This is a genomic window from Candidatus Babeliales bacterium (assembly GCA_041660205.1).
In the GTDB taxonomy this organism is placed as follows: domain Bacteria; phylum Babelota; class Babeliae; order Babelales; family Chromulinivoraceae; genus JACPFN01.
Genome location: JBAZWT010000005.1, coordinates 1 through 14,920, shown reverse-complemented (window position 1 = coordinate 14,920; position 14,920 = coordinate 1). Strand labels below are relative to the sequence as shown.

The following is a 14,920-nucleotide window of genomic DNA, read 5'->3' as shown; positions in this document are numbered from 1 at the left end:
AGTTTTAAGGCTTACTTTCATCTGTTCGAGCAAACTTTTTGCAGTTTTCGTTTGGGCATGAGAGCGTTATATTTCCATCTTTATCAGTTTTTTTAAGCATGTAGGGAAATTTGTCGCACTCGCTGCATGGACTATCTTGGATGTCTGAAAAAATTGCATAACGACATTCTGGGTATTTGTTGCAGCCCCATAAAGTTCCGCCACTCCATTTTCGTTCTTCTATGTACCCCGCGCACTGCGGGCAACAAAATGAAGCTTTTTTGCGCTGAATGTAGGTGCACTCTGGATAACCTGAGCATCCTACAAAATCGCCAAAACGACCATGTACTTTGCGCAGAGGCTTGTCACACTTTTCACATGATCCAAGAGGGCAGCGTTCTTTTTTTTGAGCAGATTTTTCAGAAGGCGTAGTTGTTTTTGCAATCGTAGGACTAACGCGCCAACAAACAATGCTTAAAATAGCCAGCGCTATGATTGCGACAACTGACCATACAAATGTTGCTGATTTTTTTATAAACATAATTTTTTATTTATGGGATCGAGCTGCGCCGCCTGTTATCAAGCCTATACAAAATATAAGAAAATAATTAACTCCGTTATCTTCTATATGTGATTTTATTTCATCCATATCTTCTTGATGCATTCTTGTTTCAGAACGCTTAGTCTCATTTGTTTTTTTTGGAGTTTCACTTGCTTGAGCAGTTTCTTGTGGCTTTTCAGGACTAGTTGAACAATTTCTTAAAGCTATGAATGGTAACGTGCTGATCTGTGGTCGAGTTGCTCTGAACATGCTGTAGCTGTTTGCAGATGAAAAAACTAGAAAAGAGAAAAGTGCGAAAAATTTGAAATTCTTTTTGTTCATGAATGTTCCTAAGGATTAATTTTGTTCTTCCAATGTCACGGTGTGCTTACAATCATCTTGTGGACAGATCAGCGTTGTTTTTCCAGTGCGATCTGTTTTTTTGATCATGTAGACACTTTTGTTACATTTTGGACATGGAGTTTGCTCAATGTCTGAGAAAATCGAGAATTTACATTTAGGATAGTTTTGGCAACCCCATAATTTTCCACCGCGCCATTTGCGTTCAGCGATAGTTCCACCGCACAAAGGACATGGAAACGATGCAATGTTTTGTTTGATGTTTTTGCATTCTGGATATCCTGAGCATGCAATAAATTCGCCGAATCGGCCTTTCATTTTACGCATAGGTTTGCTGCATTTGCTGCAAGCTTCATCTAAAAGCGTTGGACCTTCTGTGTCCTCAGAAAGAACGATTGAACCATCATCTTTGCGTTCAAATTTACTTGTAAAAGTACATTTTGGAAAACCAGGGCATCCAAGGAAACTGCCATTTTTTCCAAGTCGTACAACTAATTTTCTTTCTTTGCATGTTGGGCATTCAATTTCAGTTTCTTCTAAAGTTTTTTTACCAAGCTTGCTTGTTTGACCTTTGAATTTTTCTAAATCTTTTTCGAAAGAGCCCCAAAATTCTTTTAGCAAAACATCACGCTCAAGTTGGCCTGTTGCAATTTTATCAAGATCTTCTTCCATGTGTGCTGTAAATTTAAGATCCATAATCTTAGGAAGATTTTCATCAAGCATTTCAGTTACTTTCATACCAAGGTCAGTTGGTATAAAACGTTTTTTATCGAGCTCGACATATTTTCGTGCCTGAATCGTGCTTAAAATAGTTGCATAGGTACTTGGTCTGCCAATTCCTTGTTTTTCAAGTTCTTTGACAAGCGTCGCTTCAGAAAATTTTGCTGGTGGTTGAGTAAAATGTTGCTTAGGGTCTAGCTTTTCAAGAGCTAATGGATCTTTTTCAGCAAGCCCATTTGGCAATTTAACAACTTTGTCGTCATCTTCTTCTTCTGTTTGATACGCTTTTAAAAATCCGTCAAACGTTAATGTTGACCCAGTAACTCTGAAGGTATATTTTCCAGCGTTAATGATAACTTGGCGTTGCGCATAGATGGCAGGTTTCATTTGTGATGCAACAGCTCGTGACCAGATAAGCTGGTATAATTTATAAATTTCTGCTGAAACATAAGGCCGTATGTCATCTGGTTTTAAACTCATGTCAATTGGTCTGATTGCTTCGTGAGCGTCTTGAGCACCTTCTTTTTTGCCATATAAATTTGGCTTTGAAGGTAAATAGGTTTTTCCCCACTCAGCCATGATAAATTCTCTGGCACCATCAATTGCAGTTTGAGATAGTCGCGTTGAATCAGTTCTCATGTAGGTAATAAGCGCTGTTGGAGCTTTTGGATCTTCAAGCGGAACACCTTCATACATGCTTTGAGCAAGTGTCATAGTTTTTTTAACTGAAAAGCCAAGCTTGTTAACAGCTGCTTGTTGCAAACTACTTGTGATAAATGGCGCTACAGGATTTTTGATACGCTCTTTATCAACAATGCTTTCAATGAAATAATTTGTATTTTTTAAATCGTTGACCACTTTAGTTGTTTCAGCTTCGCTTTTGAGCTCAGCAGCTTTTTTATTGATATGAGTCAACATTGCGTTGAAACTATTTTTTCCGTGATTGAAAGCACCTTCGAGAGACCAATATTCTTCAGCCTTAAAAGCTCTAATCTCTTTTTCGCGCTGACAAACTATTTTAAGAGCTACCGATTGAACTCGTCCTGCTGAAAGTCCTTTAGCTAGTTTTCTCCATAGAATCGGAGATACTTCGTAACCAACCCAGCGATCTAAAACTCGACGCGCTTGTTGTGCAAACACTTTAGGAAGGTCAACTTTTGAAGGATGTTTAATTGCGTCAACAATTGCTGACTTAGTGATTTCGTTAAAAGTGATACGGTGAATTTTATCTTCGGGAACAAACTTTTTAATTTCTTGCTCCACGTGCCATGCAATGATCTCCCCTTCACGGTCAGGATCTGGCGCAAGATAGACTTCATCAGATGATTTAGCTGCTTTGACAATTTCACTGATGACTTTTTCTTTATCTTTAATTGTAACGTACTCGAGTTGAATACCATCATTTTCCATGGTGATTCCAAGACCTTTTGAAGGAAGATCTTTAATGTGTCCAACGGTGGACATCACTTTAAATTCATTATCAAGAAATTTTGTAATGGTTTTGATTTTTCCAGGTGATTCAACAATGAGCAGTTTTTTCATATCGTTCTAGTTAAAAAGTGAAGAGAGATTTGATGTGTGCTTTGACGTAGTTATTTGTATAGATAAAGGATTTTGTCTGATAAGTCAAATCTCAGGCTTAAATTTTTATTTTCTTTGTGATACTTTTAAACAAAATTTGAATATAGATTTAACAGATCTCCTTTGGAACTATGAGAGTTTAGCTTTTTGAAGTAATTTTGCTCACTTAGGTGTTAATTTTATCAGCAAGCTGAGGTTTCATAAGAAGTATAAAAAATAAGGATTGTTGCCGTGGCTACCTTTTTTCAATTCGCTTACCAGGTGCCTTTGATTGTGAGCCTTGCGTTCTTAGCGTTCATAATTTTTATTCGTTATAAATGGTATCAACCTACGCTTTATGTTTATCCACTTGCTGATTTTTTACAAAAGCGCGGACTTCAGGCTTCATCACTACCTGCAAAGTTTTTCTTTTGGATTCGCTTGATCAGTTTAGTGCTGATGGCAATTTTGATAGGTAAGCCGCAATTTGTTGACTCGAAATCCAAAATTACTGTTGATGGAATAGATATTGTTCTTGTACTTGATGTCTCAGGAAGTATGAATTTCTTTGATGATATTAAAGATCGTCGGTCTCGTTTATCGGTTGCAAAGCAAGAAGCATTAAACTTTATAGATAAAAGACAAAATGATGCAATAGGACTTGTTATTTTTGGTCGGTATGCAATCGCTCGATGTCCGTTAACGCTTGATAAAAATATTTTAAAAGAGATTGTCAGTGATTTAGAAATTGGGCAGCCAAGCCGTGATATGGCCGATGGCACCATGCTTTCCCAGGGACTTGTAACTGCAGTTCGAAGACTGCAAACAACAAAATCAAAAAGTAAAATCATCGTGCTGCTTACTGACGGTGAACCGTCACCTGGAGATCTTGATCCTAAAGATGCCTTACTCGTTGCTAAAAATATTGGTGTAAAAGTTTATACGATTGGCATTGGTGGTGACCAAGGAGGACTTATCGATGATCCTGTTTTTGGAGTTCGGGTTGCTGGAATGCCGCTTAATAAGTCTTTGCTCCAAAAAGTTGCACAAGAAACGGGTGGACAGTTTTTTGAAGCAAAAAAACCACAAGATTTAAAAATGATTTATGACAAAATTGATAAACTCGAAAAAAAATCATACGAGACTGAATTGTATAATAAATATCACGATTATTTTATGCCTATTTTGTGGTGGGTGATAATGTTGATAAGTTTTGAATTGTTTGTAGCAACATGGGTTTGGTTTATTGTATAAGAGGATAAGTAGAACATGCAAAATATTCATTGGGCTGGCTTACAAAATATTTCTCTGGCCATTGTTTTAACATCTATCGTTTTAATATTTTTACTCATTCGTTGGTTTAAGACTATGCGAGCACTTGATCGTTTAGCTTTAAAAAAATGGCGAGATCTTTTGGTGAAAAATGCATCACTCACGCGTCGCGTGATTAAAACAGCACTATTTTTTATAGGCTTTTGTTTTTTAATGCTTGCTTTGCTGCGACCACAGTGGAATAAAAAAGATGAGATTGTTGAGCAAGAAGGTCGTGATCTTTTAATAGCAGTTGATATTTCTCGCAGCATGCTTGCCCAAGATGCCAAACCGAATCGATTAGAATTCGTTAAAAAAAAGATTAAAAAACTACTTTGTAATTTATCATGTGAGCGAGTGGGCTTACTTCTTTTCTCTGGTGAAACAGTACTGCAATGTCCGTTAACTACTGACTACTCAGCGTTTTTTATGTTTTTAGATGGGCTTGATGTTGAAACAATTTCTTCGGGCACGACAACCATTGAAGGAGCTTTGTCCCGAGCTATTTCGGTATTTGAGTCGATGCCAACAAAAAAAACAAAATTAGTGTGTCTTTTTACAGATGGTGAAGATTTTTCAACAAATCTTGCAGGGGTAAAAAGCAAAGCTGAAGAGCAAGGTTTGTCTGTTTTTACCTTTGGAGTTGGAACGTCTCGCGGGGCACCTATTCCGATAGTTAATCATAAGGGTGCGTGCATTGGATTTGAAAAAGATGACAAGGGTGCCATTGTTATGTCGAAATTAAATGAAGAAGTTTTAAAAAACTTGTCAGAGCAAACCGGTGGAAAATATATCCGCATGGTCGAGTCTGATGATGATATTAAGCAGTTTATTTCAATTGTTCAGTCTTTTGAAAAAGACAGTTTAGAGGGAAGGTCTGTTTCGAGATTTCAAGAGCAGTATCCCTATTTTATTGCGGTAAGTTTTATATGTTGTGCTGTGGAATGGTTATTATGAAAAGATCTATTATTTTTGCAACGTTGTTAAATTCATGTTTTATTCATTCAAATTTTATTGTTGATAGTTTATCGAACTATCGTGGTAATCATGCTTTTGCCAAAAAAGATTTTAAACGTGCTCAAGCGGAATACAGCAAAATTCTTGAGAGCAGTCCATACGATCCTGAGGCAAATTATAACGTTGGCTTATCTTTATATAAACAAAATCGATTTGAAGATGCTCAGCATTATTTCGATCGCGCAGAGCAGTCTGCTGGTAAAAACAATGTACTGCTAGAGCAAGCATTATTTAATGAAGGTAATGCATACGTGCAGCTTAAAAAACTTGAGAATGCATTGAAATCGTATGAAAAAGTTTTGGAAGTAAATCCGAAAAATCAGCAAGCTCAGCAGAATATAGATATTGTTAAAAAAATGATGCAGCAACCACCAGACCAGCAAGATCAAGATAATGGATCCGATGATCAAAAAGATGAAAATCAAAAAAATAAAGACGGAAAACAGAAAAAAAATAAAAAGGATCAGCGATCGAACGATCAGCGATCGAATGATCAACAATCAGATGATCAAGACTCAAGTGATCAAGATTCTGACGATCTAGACCAGAAAGAAAAGCAAAAACAGGAAAGCAGCAAGCAGAAAAAACAGCAGGGTAAAAATAACAAAGGGGATGAGCAAGATAATCAAGCTGATCAGCAAGCTGATGAAAATGATACTCAGGAAAATAAAGATCAGCAGCTTGAAAAGTCCAAGAAGCAAACAAGAGATGGAAAGCAAACACAAAAAGAAAAACAACAAGAACAGTCCTTACAAAAATCACAAGAGCAACAAGATCAGTTTAATGACCAAGATGAAAAAGGCAATGCTGCAGAGCTGCAAGATGAACTTGCAGAGCAGGTGGAAGCAAAGCCTGAAGATGATGATCGCTTAGATAAACGTAGTGCACTTGTGATGCAGAAAATGTCTGAGCATGAAGATAATTTGCAAAAACAAATATTGAAAATGAATGTTTCAAAATCGGGAGCGGCAAAATATGGACAAAAAAATTGGTAAAGCGCTAGCATACTCGTCACTTTTTTACGTACTAGTTTTATGTGGAGAGCTTTTTGGGCATGATAAAAAGATACATATACAGATGTATGACATGCAAAAAAATTTGGTTAACCAAGTAGAAGCTGGTGTACCATTTTATCTTTACGTGAAAGCAGAGAATTTTGAAAATGCTCAGGAACCAAAAAATCTTTCTGAGTTCCAACATTTTCCTATGTCACCATGCGGCACTCAGCAAGAAATTTCATTTATTAATGGACAACAAAGTAAAAAAATTACGTTTATGTATGTTGTAACTCCTGAAAAAAAAGGCTCATTTTCTTTAGGGCCTATAGAAATTCAAGACGGTAATGGCGACAGCGTTTTTTCAGAAAAAATAAAAATAGAAGTTGGTGACGGGACAACTATTACTCCTGCTAAGCATCATAAACAGCCATACGTGCTACACGCAGCTATTGATAATAAGTCGGTGTATGTTGGACAAAAAGTAAAACTGCTCATTCGTTTTTGCTACCAAGATCAGTATCAACAATTAATGCTTTCTGATTCACAGCTTAATAATTTTCATCGTGGATTTGTTTCCGAAAGTTCGCAAAAAGGATCTACTAAAATAGGTAATGAGCAGTATGACCATGAGCAGTGGATGATGGAACTGTATCCGGAAAAAACTGGTACGTTAACAATTCCTATGTTTCAAGCTGCGTTTATTCCTGCTTTAAAATATCAAAGTGGTTTTGGTTCAGTGTTTGGATTTAGTATGCAAAGCGCTGTTCGATCAAATCCAAAAACGCTAGAAGTTAAACCATTGCCCCGTAGTAAAGAATTTAAAGACGTGACTGCAATTGGAACTTTTGACAGTTGCGTTTTTGAATTGCAGCAAAAAAAGGGAGCGGTTGGGCAAGGTTTGGTTGCAACTATGGTTATCCGTGGAGATGGAAATCTTGAAATCATAAAAGCACCTGAATTAAAACTTCCTGATGGTCTGAATAGCTACCAAGGTAATAGCACAACAGAGCGTTTAAGCGATGAGCAGTCTAGTAAAAAATTTGAATGGATTATTCAAGGTGATAACGATGGAACATTTACTATTGAGCCTCAGAAGTTTGCGTATTTCGATCTTAGCTCACAAACATATAAAACCCTTAAAAGTGATAAAGCGTTACTGACAATTACTGCTGCAGCGCCAGTGGTATCGGATACAGTGCCGTCAGATAAAAAAGAGCAGGCGTCTGGCATCGTAAAAAAATCTAACGTAGAGCAACCGTATGTTTTTAAAGATCATGAAATTAATTTTATTAACCAAATTTATTTGAACCAAATGAGTTTGAATCAAACGAGTTTAGGTAACATGAGCTTGAATCAAAAGGTCGGGTTGCAATCTTTAATCTATCGGCTGCTGACATGGATAATTATATTGATGGCAATACTAGCTATCTTAGTAGGAGCGTTCTGGTTTTCTGAACCTTATGTACGCAACTGCTTTTGGATGCAATCTTTATATTTTAAATATTTATTTAAAAAAAATTATCGTAGCCAGAACACCTTAGCTTTATATCACTTGTTTGTTACGTTGGGGAAGTTTTATGGATTTGATCTGCTGGGAGATGAGCTTGCACAATGTTTTGTAGCGTTGAAGTTACCGCCTGACGCATGGCAAAAATGGCAACAATTTGTACGCAAGATGCTTGCAATAAATTTTGCAGGAGCTCAAAGCTCCCAGCAAGAGAGCCAAGAGGTATTTTTGCTTGCGCAGTACTGGTTTTACATCATACTTTCTTGTTGCAAACTGCAAAAAAAAAGTTACCCTGATAAAGGTATAATGTCTTAAATTGATACTTTCTGATTGGATTTTTATGATTGACCAGTTATTTGAAACGCTTGACGCGGTAGAATCGGTTTTTTGGACTTATGGTGGAGCTCCAGCGCTTTTCATATTTGGATTTTATCTTTCATATAAATCACGCTTTTTTCAAATACGTCAATTTCCTGAAGTCATAAAAATTTTTAAAGCATTCGCAACAGAAAAACAGGATGATACCAGTCGCGGTGTTTCTCCGATCTATGCATTCTTTACTTCTATTGGTGGTTGTATTGGTGTTGGAAATATAGTTAGCGTGTGCATTGCAGTACAACTCGGTGGTCCTGGAGCTGTGTTTTGGATGTGGATAGCCGCTATTTTGGGAATGCTTGTTAAGTATGGTGAAATTTATTTAGGTGTAAAGTTTCGCATTAAAAATAATGAAAATAGTTATACCGGTGGACCGATGATCTTTCTGCAGCATGTTCCTGGTGGAAAAATTCTTTCACGCATCGCCGCTGTGCTTATTTGTTTGTACGGTATTGAGCTCTACATTTTTAGAACAGTCACTGAAAGTTTATCAGTTTGTTGGAATTTAAATGAGTACGTAGTCATATTTACGTTATTGTTTTTAGTTGTTGGAATCGGACAAGGTGGAGTTAAAATCGTTGGTCGATTGTGCGCCGTCATTATTCCTGTGTTTTTAGTGGGATACACGAGCATGGGTATGTGGGTACTAATTGCCAATGCTGCAAAAATTCCTGCAATGCTATATTCAATTTTTGCTCATGCATTCTCTGCTCATGCTGCCATTGGTGCATTTGTTGGAACAAGTAGTAACGTTATGCTTTCTGTTCGTCATGGCGTGCAAAGAGCTTGTTACACTGGTGATATTGGTGTTGGGTATGCATCAGTTGTTCATGCAGAAACTAAAGAAGCAGTTCCTGCAAAACAAGCAATTTTTGGTATTATCGATATTTTTCTAGATTCATTTATTGTTTGCACCATGAGTTTGTTTTTGATTTTGCTTACTGATACATGGCATCAAAACATTCATGTAAATGTTATGGTCGCTCAAGCTCTTTCTAAAACGTTTCCATTTGTTTTTGCTATATGGCCACTTTTTATTTTCTTACTTGGATATTCAACGTTGATTGCGTTTTTTGCAGCAGGTCGTCGTGCCGCAACGTTTTTATCTCCACGGTATGGAGCACAATTTTTTGTAGCACTTGCAACCTGTGCATTTATAATATTCTCATTTGTAGGTACATCGAACAATTGCCAATCAATGATGGCAATTGTTGGAGCATTACTGCTGATGATTAACTTGTATGGATTGTTCTTCTTGAGAGACGAAATTTCATTTGATTTGCGATCACATAAGTAAAAACAGTTTAAATAAAAAAGCCCGGTTTAGTTCCGGGCTTTTTTATGATCTATTTTATGCAACGACTTTTTTAACGGTCGGTTTTTCAACTACTTTTTTTACAGCAGTTTTTTTTACTTCAGAAAAATCTTTTTTAAGTTTTTCAACTTCTTTATCAGTAAGTGCTCTAAAGAATCCAACTTCCAAGCCTTTTTTAGTTAGGCCGGCAAAACTAGTTCTATCTAATTTTTCAACGAAATATCTAAGTTCTTTAAACAAACGTTTGATGATATGTTTTTTACCACTATGAATAGTTAACGTGACAATGTGTTTTGAATGCGGAGAAGTGTGTCGTGCGCTATCAACTTTCATAAAACCATCTTCAAGCTTGATACCTTTTAAAAGTTTATCCAGGTGCTCATCTGTTACCGGTTTATGAGTAGTAACTTGGTATGTTTTTGCGATGTTGAATTTTGGATGAGCCAATTTTTGGGTAAGATCGCCATCATTTGTCATGACAATCAGTCCAGTTGTGTTTCGATCAAGTCGTCCGATTGGATACAAACGTTCCGGAATATTTCTAAAAAATGCCGTAATGGTGTTGCGATCCTTCGTGTCAGATAGGGTACACAAAACATCTTTTGGTTTGTTAAACAAAAAGTATAGTTTTTGTTCAGGTAGAATCCGTTTGTTGTTTACTTTGACAGAGTCGTCTTCTGCAAGAGGATGGAATGGTTCAAGAACCACTTTTCCATTAACTTTAACAACGCCAGATTTGATCAGATCGGTAGCTGCACGTCGTGAGCAAACGCCTGATTGGGCAAGAAATTTACTTAATTTATTCATCGTAGTCATGTGATTTTATTTGTTTCGATTAATTTGAAGTGTTGTCTGCCATCGATTACAAGCCGCAAGAGCTAGGTTCTGCGTTTTTAGCTTGTAGGTTCATCTATATTTTGAGCCAACATCTTTTTTTAAATAAGGAAAATAGAGTATGTTATAAGTATAGTTTAAGTAGTTAAAAGAGTCAAAATTGAAAAAGGGTGATTTATGGTTTTAGGCAGGGTTTTCTTTTCATTGGTTGGGTGTTGGATAATGGTGGTCAAGCATATCCTGGTACTCAATCCATTGTATCTTTTCAAAGTTGCCTTTTTATGGTTCTTTCTCGCTTTTGCGGTGACCTATCTGTTTTTTTTACTGTGCCATATTAAAAACATGGTCCATGTCCGTCAGGACCTAGCAATCGAGCTATCGAAAAGTTTAGGGTTTGGTTTTTTAACTTCAACGGCCTTTTTTGCACTGTATGAATGTATTGTGTCCATGCTTTCAAAGTCTGAATTTTTTGCAATTCACAAATCTATGATTTTATCGATGAGCGTGATGAATAGATCTGATATGGCTTTTTATAAAACTATGAGCTTTATGATCGTTTTTACGAGTGCTTATTTTGCCTATAATTCTATTTCCTCGTTACTTGAGACTTGGTGCCAAAAAGCTGTTTTGGATCGATATGGCTTAAGCATTATGATGACTTCCTTGATCTGTTGGGGGTTTTTATGGTTTCTTGCTTATGTGTAAATAATTTTTATAGCAAAAAGGAGAGCTTATGATGACTGAACTTATTCAAGCGATATTTGATCAATTTTCTTTGAAAATATTATATGTAGCTACAGCTTGGTTTGCGACATTTGGATACGCTGCACATTTGATCACCGTGATGCTTTTAACACGACTACCCATGAAAGAATTATTACAACCAGTGGCGCGTTTGCATGCGATGACTGTTGTGGCAAGCTTCTTGCTGTCTCCTATATGCTTTGTTATAAGCTCAGGATTGATACAGGTTTTGTTTCCAGAGTTTGCTGTAGCTCAAGGACTACTGATATGGTTCTCTTTAAATATGATGCTATTTTCTACGTATTTTTTATGCTCTGTGTTTGTTTCGACCACCTGTAAACAATTTCAGTCAAGGCTTATAGCTGTGGATGGAGTTGTAGGGTTTTTGGGTTATTTTGTGCTAAAAGGTTTGGATTTACTTTAATACAATAAAATTCGATTCTTTTCTGGAATTACAATTGTGTCTGCAATGGACAGAAAATCTGTGCGTGGAATTTCAAAGATGGGTAACAGAAAAATATCCATCCAGTTTTCAGATTTAGGCAAAAAGCTTACTTTATCAATGAACTGTTTGGGATGTTGCGGATCGCACTTAAAGAATTCAACGTTTCGGCGCCAACGATCAGGGAATTGATTGCTTTGTGGGTATACACGATTATCGGTCACGCATGAGATCCCCGTAAATTTTTGACAGGTTGGTTCATCTTGCTCAAAGTATACAGTTGGTGAATAATATAAAATCCAATCACCAATATTCATGTGCTCTAGTGGCCCTTTTGGCCCCATGTTAATTTGGGTATATCCTTTATCTCGTACAATATCGACATGCTCTTGGGCGGCTTTTGATATCCAATAACGTCGCATCATTACCACTCTCCTTTTTTTTGAAGATAAAAATTATAGAGAGCCAAATGCAATGTTTTTTTACTTAGGTCGCAAAAAAGTAGATATTTTTTCTTCTATTGTTATGATTGAGTCGATATAATGACACCTTTTTTATTTGAGGAAATTTCATGAAAAAGAATTTTATTTTTACTTTAATCACTGTTTTATCTGTTGCTGGTTTGGTGCATGCAGGGAAAACAGATAATAATAAAAAAGTGCACACAACAAAAGTTAGAAAAAACGCTCGAGATTTAAAATTTAAACTATCGGATAACCCTGGTCAGTTTGGTGATACGCAGCATGCTATTTATTATAGCTACCCAATAAAAGCATTTAGCAATAAATAAAAACTCATAAAAAAAGCCTTGGATTTCCAAGGCTTTTTGTTTATAAACAATGTTTCAATGAATGGGTCCCCGTTCAAGCCGGGGACGACTTGATTGCCTAAATGCAATCAAGTCGCTTTTTAAGATTTTGAATCCCCAAATATCCAAACAGTATCGTGAAGAGCGTCAATGCACCAATGCACAGCCAGTATGGCAGTGAATCTGAAGGATCTAACGCTGCAGACCTGGCACCTTCAAGTGCGTAGGTGACTGGATTGAGTAAATTGATATAAGCCATTGCAGGAGAAATGTGATAAACAGTTTTCCAAGAAAACTGAAATCCTCCCAAAAACCACATGGGAAAAATTATTCGAGTCCACATGTTATCGAGGCCTGAATACATATCGGTGGTTATGCTTGCGATAAAAATTGAGAAAAATCCAAAAAAGAAAGATGCAACGGTGAGTAACAGATAAAATTTTACGTATGAAAGATCTACGAATGAATAATGATTCCAAAGCAGTAATTGCCCAACAGGTAAAACTAAGATAGCAGAACAAAGTGCTTGGTATGTATTTTCAAAAGCATATTTAGCAAAGGCTAACCATTGAGGCAATGGTAGGGTGAGTTCATATTGTAAATTACTTCCATCGTTTGAGATATCTGTTAAAAGTACATAAATACTACTTATGGATACAAAAAATGCGCATGAAATGGGCATTGTTGCAACCATAAAAGCACCAAAGTTTTTATCGAGTCCCATGCTTGGCATGACGTACGTAAAAACAACAATGTTTAAGATAGACCAAAGCAAATTATTAATTATTTTGTCTTTGATTCCTGGTGATGTGATTATAAAACTTCTGACTAAAAGCTGCCAAAGCGTTTGGTATTGTGAATTTTTAAGAGATGTCATGTATGTTCCTTACTTAATGTTTTTAGCTGATTATGCTTACACCTCAAGGTCGTTCGTCCCGAGTGAAATTGCAAAGCAATTTTGTATCGAGGGATAATTATTATTTACCCTTCGATACATTTTTCTTCGAAAAACACTCAGGGCGAACGACGGAGGGAATAATCCTTGTTTTCTTTTGTTACTCAATCCAACCCAGAGCTTGTGCAATCACTGGTAATTGCTCTATAAATATATTTTTGCAAAGTTGTGCGATTTCCATATGTTCTTTTTGTGTCCCGTTTGCAGTTCGTAATTCGATGTAATGAATCCATGATCGAATGCTACCACTCATGTAAATGCGCGCTGGCATAACTTCAGGTAAAACAAAACGAGCACATTCTTTTGCAATTCCAGCTTGCAGCATTTCTTTATACAAAGCCATAGAGTCTGTAAAAAGAGTTTTCATTTTTTCATTCCAATGATCTTTTTCTTCCTGAGTTAAGCCATCAATTGAATTTTGTCTATTTTTAAAATCTTGCATGCGAAGTTCAGGTAAAGGAATTTCGTCAACGAGTAGTGAATTGTCTGCATATCTTTGTGAAAATTGTTGAAAGGTAAATGTTCGATGACGTATCAACTGCATGCAAATAGCTCTGCTTGTTTCAATTTCAAGTGTCATGAAAGCTTGTTCAAATACTGACCAATGATGATGAGCAATACAATATTTAACGAGCCCTGCAAATTTTTCACTAGCTTGATTTGCTGGGTTGCTGACTCGAGCAATGTAAGCAATTGTTTTTTCTGCATCTGGTGTAATGGCTACAAATTTGACTGAATCGCCGTAGCAATAAAGTACAGATGTGAAAATTATGAGTGATAACTGTAATGTTTTTTTCATAAAATTACCTTTTTAAAATTTTTATAGATTCAAGCAACTAGCGCAACTCCTTAAATTTTTTGAGAAAATAGTTTTGAATAAAAACTTCCAAAAAATAAAGGTGTTGCTTGAAAAAACATACACGAATTAATACAGAAAATCGATTTGAAATTTATGAACTTAAGCGTTCAGGATTTAGTCTTAGAAAGATGGCAGAAACAGTTGGAAACAACCATCAACAATAAGTCGTGAATTGAAAAGGAATATTGGACAAAGAGGATATCGACCAGATCAAGCAAATGCTAAGGCTGATGCTCGAAAAAAGATATCTAAAAAGTTTATAAAAATGACATCAAGATATGGATCAGGGTTACCATAAGAGGTTTAGGTGTTTTTAATAAGATGTAATTATTTTATGAATAAAAAAACGTAAAAAATTATTTGCTAAGAGTAAGTTTTGTACTTTATAAAAACATTTCTAAAAAACAAACCTGCGGTTTTTTAAGTCGCAGGTTTGTTTGTCCGCCCAGCATGGGCGCGTCCTATAGGGACTGTAAATAAATAACCATTACATTTGGGGGCTGATGGTGTAGTTCCATTTTGCTGATGCACATACTTCATGGCAACGTGGTTTAAATGAAAATACTTAGGGATTACTCCGTCAGTATTTTCCTAA

The 14,920-nt window shown here is 36.3% G+C and carries 15 protein-coding genes; 8 read left to right on the top strand and 7 right to left on the bottom strand.

Annotated elements, in window-relative coordinates; genetic code table 11:
* Positions 1-4: 4 nt before the first annotated feature.
* Genes WC747_02450 through topA form a run of 3 tightly spaced genes read right to left on the bottom strand, consistent with a single transcriptional unit; the run spans position 5 to position 3,142 of the window.
* On the bottom strand, positions 5-520 hold the full coding sequence (locus WC747_02450) for a type I DNA topoisomerase (protein ID MFA5998850.1): 516 nt from the start codon (positions 518-520) through the stop codon (positions 5-7).
* Between the two features lie 6 nt (positions 521-526).
* Complete coding sequence (locus tag WC747_02445; GenBank protein ID MFA5998849.1) at positions 527-862, bottom strand: hypothetical protein; 336 nt, start codon at positions 860-862, stop codon at positions 527-529.
* Between the two features lie 15 nt (positions 863-877).
* The gene (gene topA, locus WC747_02440) at positions 878-3,142 is read right to left on the bottom strand and encodes a type I DNA topoisomerase (protein ID MFA5998848.1); all 2,265 of its coding nucleotides are present in this window, start codon (positions 3,140-3,142) and stop codon (positions 878-880) included.
* 312 nt (positions 3,143-3,454) lie between these two features.
* Here topA and WC747_02435 point away from each other — a divergent pair, with 312 nt between their 5' ends.
* From WC747_02435 to WC747_02415, 5 genes are read left to right on the top strand one after another with little or no spacing between them, the layout of a single operon-like run.
* Entirely contained in the window at positions 3,455-4,414 is a 960-nt protein-coding gene (locus WC747_02435; GenBank protein ID MFA5998847.1) for a VWA domain-containing protein, read from the top strand.
* A 15-nt stretch (positions 4,415-4,429) separates the two neighbouring features.
* Positions 4,430-5,428 (top strand): VWA domain-containing protein, encoded by a 999-nt coding sequence (locus WC747_02430; protein MFA5998846.1) that lies wholly within the window; start codon positions 4,430-4,432, stop codon positions 5,426-5,428.
* A complete protein-coding gene (locus WC747_02425) occupies positions 5,425-6,483 on the top strand; it encodes a tetratricopeptide repeat protein (protein MFA5998845.1) in 1,059 nt (352 codons plus the stop codon). Before WC747_02430 ends, WC747_02425 begins: the two co-directional genes overlap by 4 nt.
* Entirely contained in the window at positions 6,464-8,308 is a 1,845-nt protein-coding gene (locus WC747_02420) for a BatD family protein (protein ID MFA5998844.1), read from the top strand. The genes WC747_02425 and WC747_02420 overlap by 20 nt, the downstream gene beginning before the upstream one ends.
* Positions 8,309-8,333: 25 nt before the next feature.
* A complete protein-coding gene (locus WC747_02415; GenBank protein MFA5998843.1) occupies positions 8,334-9,665 on the top strand; it encodes an amino acid carrier protein in 1,332 nt (443 codons plus the stop codon).
* Positions 9,666-9,719: 54 nt separating this feature from the next.
* On the opposite strand, the gene WC747_02410 is transcribed toward WC747_02415, so the two are convergent.
* Entirely contained in the window at positions 9,720-10,490 is a 771-nt protein-coding gene (locus tag WC747_02410; protein MFA5998842.1) for a pseudouridine synthase, read from the bottom strand.
* Positions 10,491-10,694: 204 nt separating this feature from the next.
* On the opposite strand from WC747_02410, the gene WC747_02405 reads away from it, so the two are divergent.
* The gene (locus tag WC747_02405) at positions 10,695-11,222 is read left to right on the top strand and encodes a hypothetical protein (protein MFA5998841.1); all 528 of its coding nucleotides are present in this window, start codon (positions 10,695-10,697) and stop codon (positions 11,220-11,222) included.
* A 28-nt stretch (positions 11,223-11,250) separates the two neighbouring features.
* On the top strand, positions 11,251-11,685 hold the full coding sequence (locus tag WC747_02400) for a hypothetical protein (protein MFA5998840.1): 435 nt from the start codon (positions 11,251-11,253) through the stop codon (positions 11,683-11,685).
* Here WC747_02400 and WC747_02395 read toward each other — a convergent pair.
* Positions 11,682-12,128, bottom strand: coding sequence for an EVE domain-containing protein (locus WC747_02395; GenBank protein MFA5998839.1), 447 nt, complete (start codon positions 12,126-12,128; stop codon positions 11,682-11,684). The genes WC747_02400 and WC747_02395 overlap by 4 nt on opposite strands.
* A gap of 146 nt (positions 12,129-12,274) precedes the next feature.
* Here WC747_02395 and WC747_02390 point away from each other — a divergent pair, with 146 nt between their 5' ends.
* Positions 12,275-12,493 carry a hypothetical protein gene (locus WC747_02390; GenBank protein MFA5998838.1) on the top strand — a complete coding sequence of 73 codons (219 nt, stop codon included), beginning with the start codon at positions 12,275-12,277 and terminating at the stop codon, positions 12,491-12,493.
* 97 nt (positions 12,494-12,590) lie between these two features.
* Here the strand turns inward: WC747_02390 and WC747_02385 are convergent, their stop codons facing one another.
* Together WC747_02385 and thyX are read right to left on the bottom strand one after the other, a co-directional pair.
* A complete protein-coding gene (locus WC747_02385; GenBank protein MFA5998837.1) occupies positions 12,591-13,388 on the bottom strand; it encodes an ABC transporter permease in 798 nt (265 codons plus the stop codon).
* Between the two features lie 178 nt (positions 13,389-13,566).
* Positions 13,567-14,265 (bottom strand): FAD-dependent thymidylate synthase, encoded by a 699-nt coding sequence (gene thyX / locus WC747_02380; protein MFA5998836.1) that lies wholly within the window; start codon positions 14,263-14,265, stop codon positions 13,567-13,569.
* Positions 14,266-14,920 lie beyond the last annotated feature (655 nt).

Coding starts and splice junctions, on each gene's coding strand:
- WC747_02450 (MFA5998850.1), bottom strand. CDS start 520: ATGTTTATAAAAAAATCAGCAACATTTGTATGGTCAGTTGTCGCAATC.
- WC747_02445 (MFA5998849.1), bottom strand. CDS start 862: ATGAACAAAAAGAATTTCAAATTTTTCGCACTTTTCTCTTTTCTAGTT.
- topA (MFA5998848.1), bottom strand. CDS start 3,142: ATGAAAAAACTGCTCATTGTTGAATCACCTGGAAAAATCAAAACCATT.
- WC747_02430 (MFA5998846.1), top strand. CDS start 4,430: ATGCAAAATATTCATTGGGCTGGCTTACAAAATATTTCTCTGGCCATT.
- WC747_02425 (MFA5998845.1), top strand. CDS start 5,425: ATGAAAAGATCTATTATTTTTGCAACGTTGTTAAATTCATGTTTTATT.
- WC747_02420 (MFA5998844.1), top strand. CDS start 6,464: ATGGACAAAAAAATTGGTAAAGCGCTAGCATACTCGTCACTTTTTTAC.
- WC747_02415 (MFA5998843.1), top strand. CDS start 8,334: ATGATTGACCAGTTATTTGAAACGCTTGACGCGGTAGAATCGGTTTTT.
- WC747_02410 (MFA5998842.1), bottom strand. CDS start 10,490: ATGAATAAATTAAGTAAATTTCTTGCCCAATCAGGCGTTTGCTCACGA.
- WC747_02405 (MFA5998841.1), top strand. CDS start 10,695: ATGGTTTTAGGCAGGGTTTTCTTTTCATTGGTTGGGTGTTGGATAATG.
- WC747_02400 (MFA5998840.1), top strand. CDS start 11,251: ATGATGACTGAACTTATTCAAGCGATATTTGATCAATTTTCTTTGAAA.
- WC747_02395 (MFA5998839.1), bottom strand. CDS start 12,128: ATGATGCGACGTTATTGGATATCAAAAGCCGCCCAAGAGCATGTCGAT.
- WC747_02390 (MFA5998838.1), top strand. CDS start 12,275: ATGAAAAAGAATTTTATTTTTACTTTAATCACTGTTTTATCTGTTGCT.
- WC747_02385 (MFA5998837.1), bottom strand. CDS start 13,388: ATGACATCTCTTAAAAATTCACAATACCAAACGCTTTGGCAGCTTTTA.
- thyX (MFA5998836.1), bottom strand. CDS start 14,265: ATGAAAAAAACATTACAGTTATCACTCATAATTTTCACATCTGTACTT.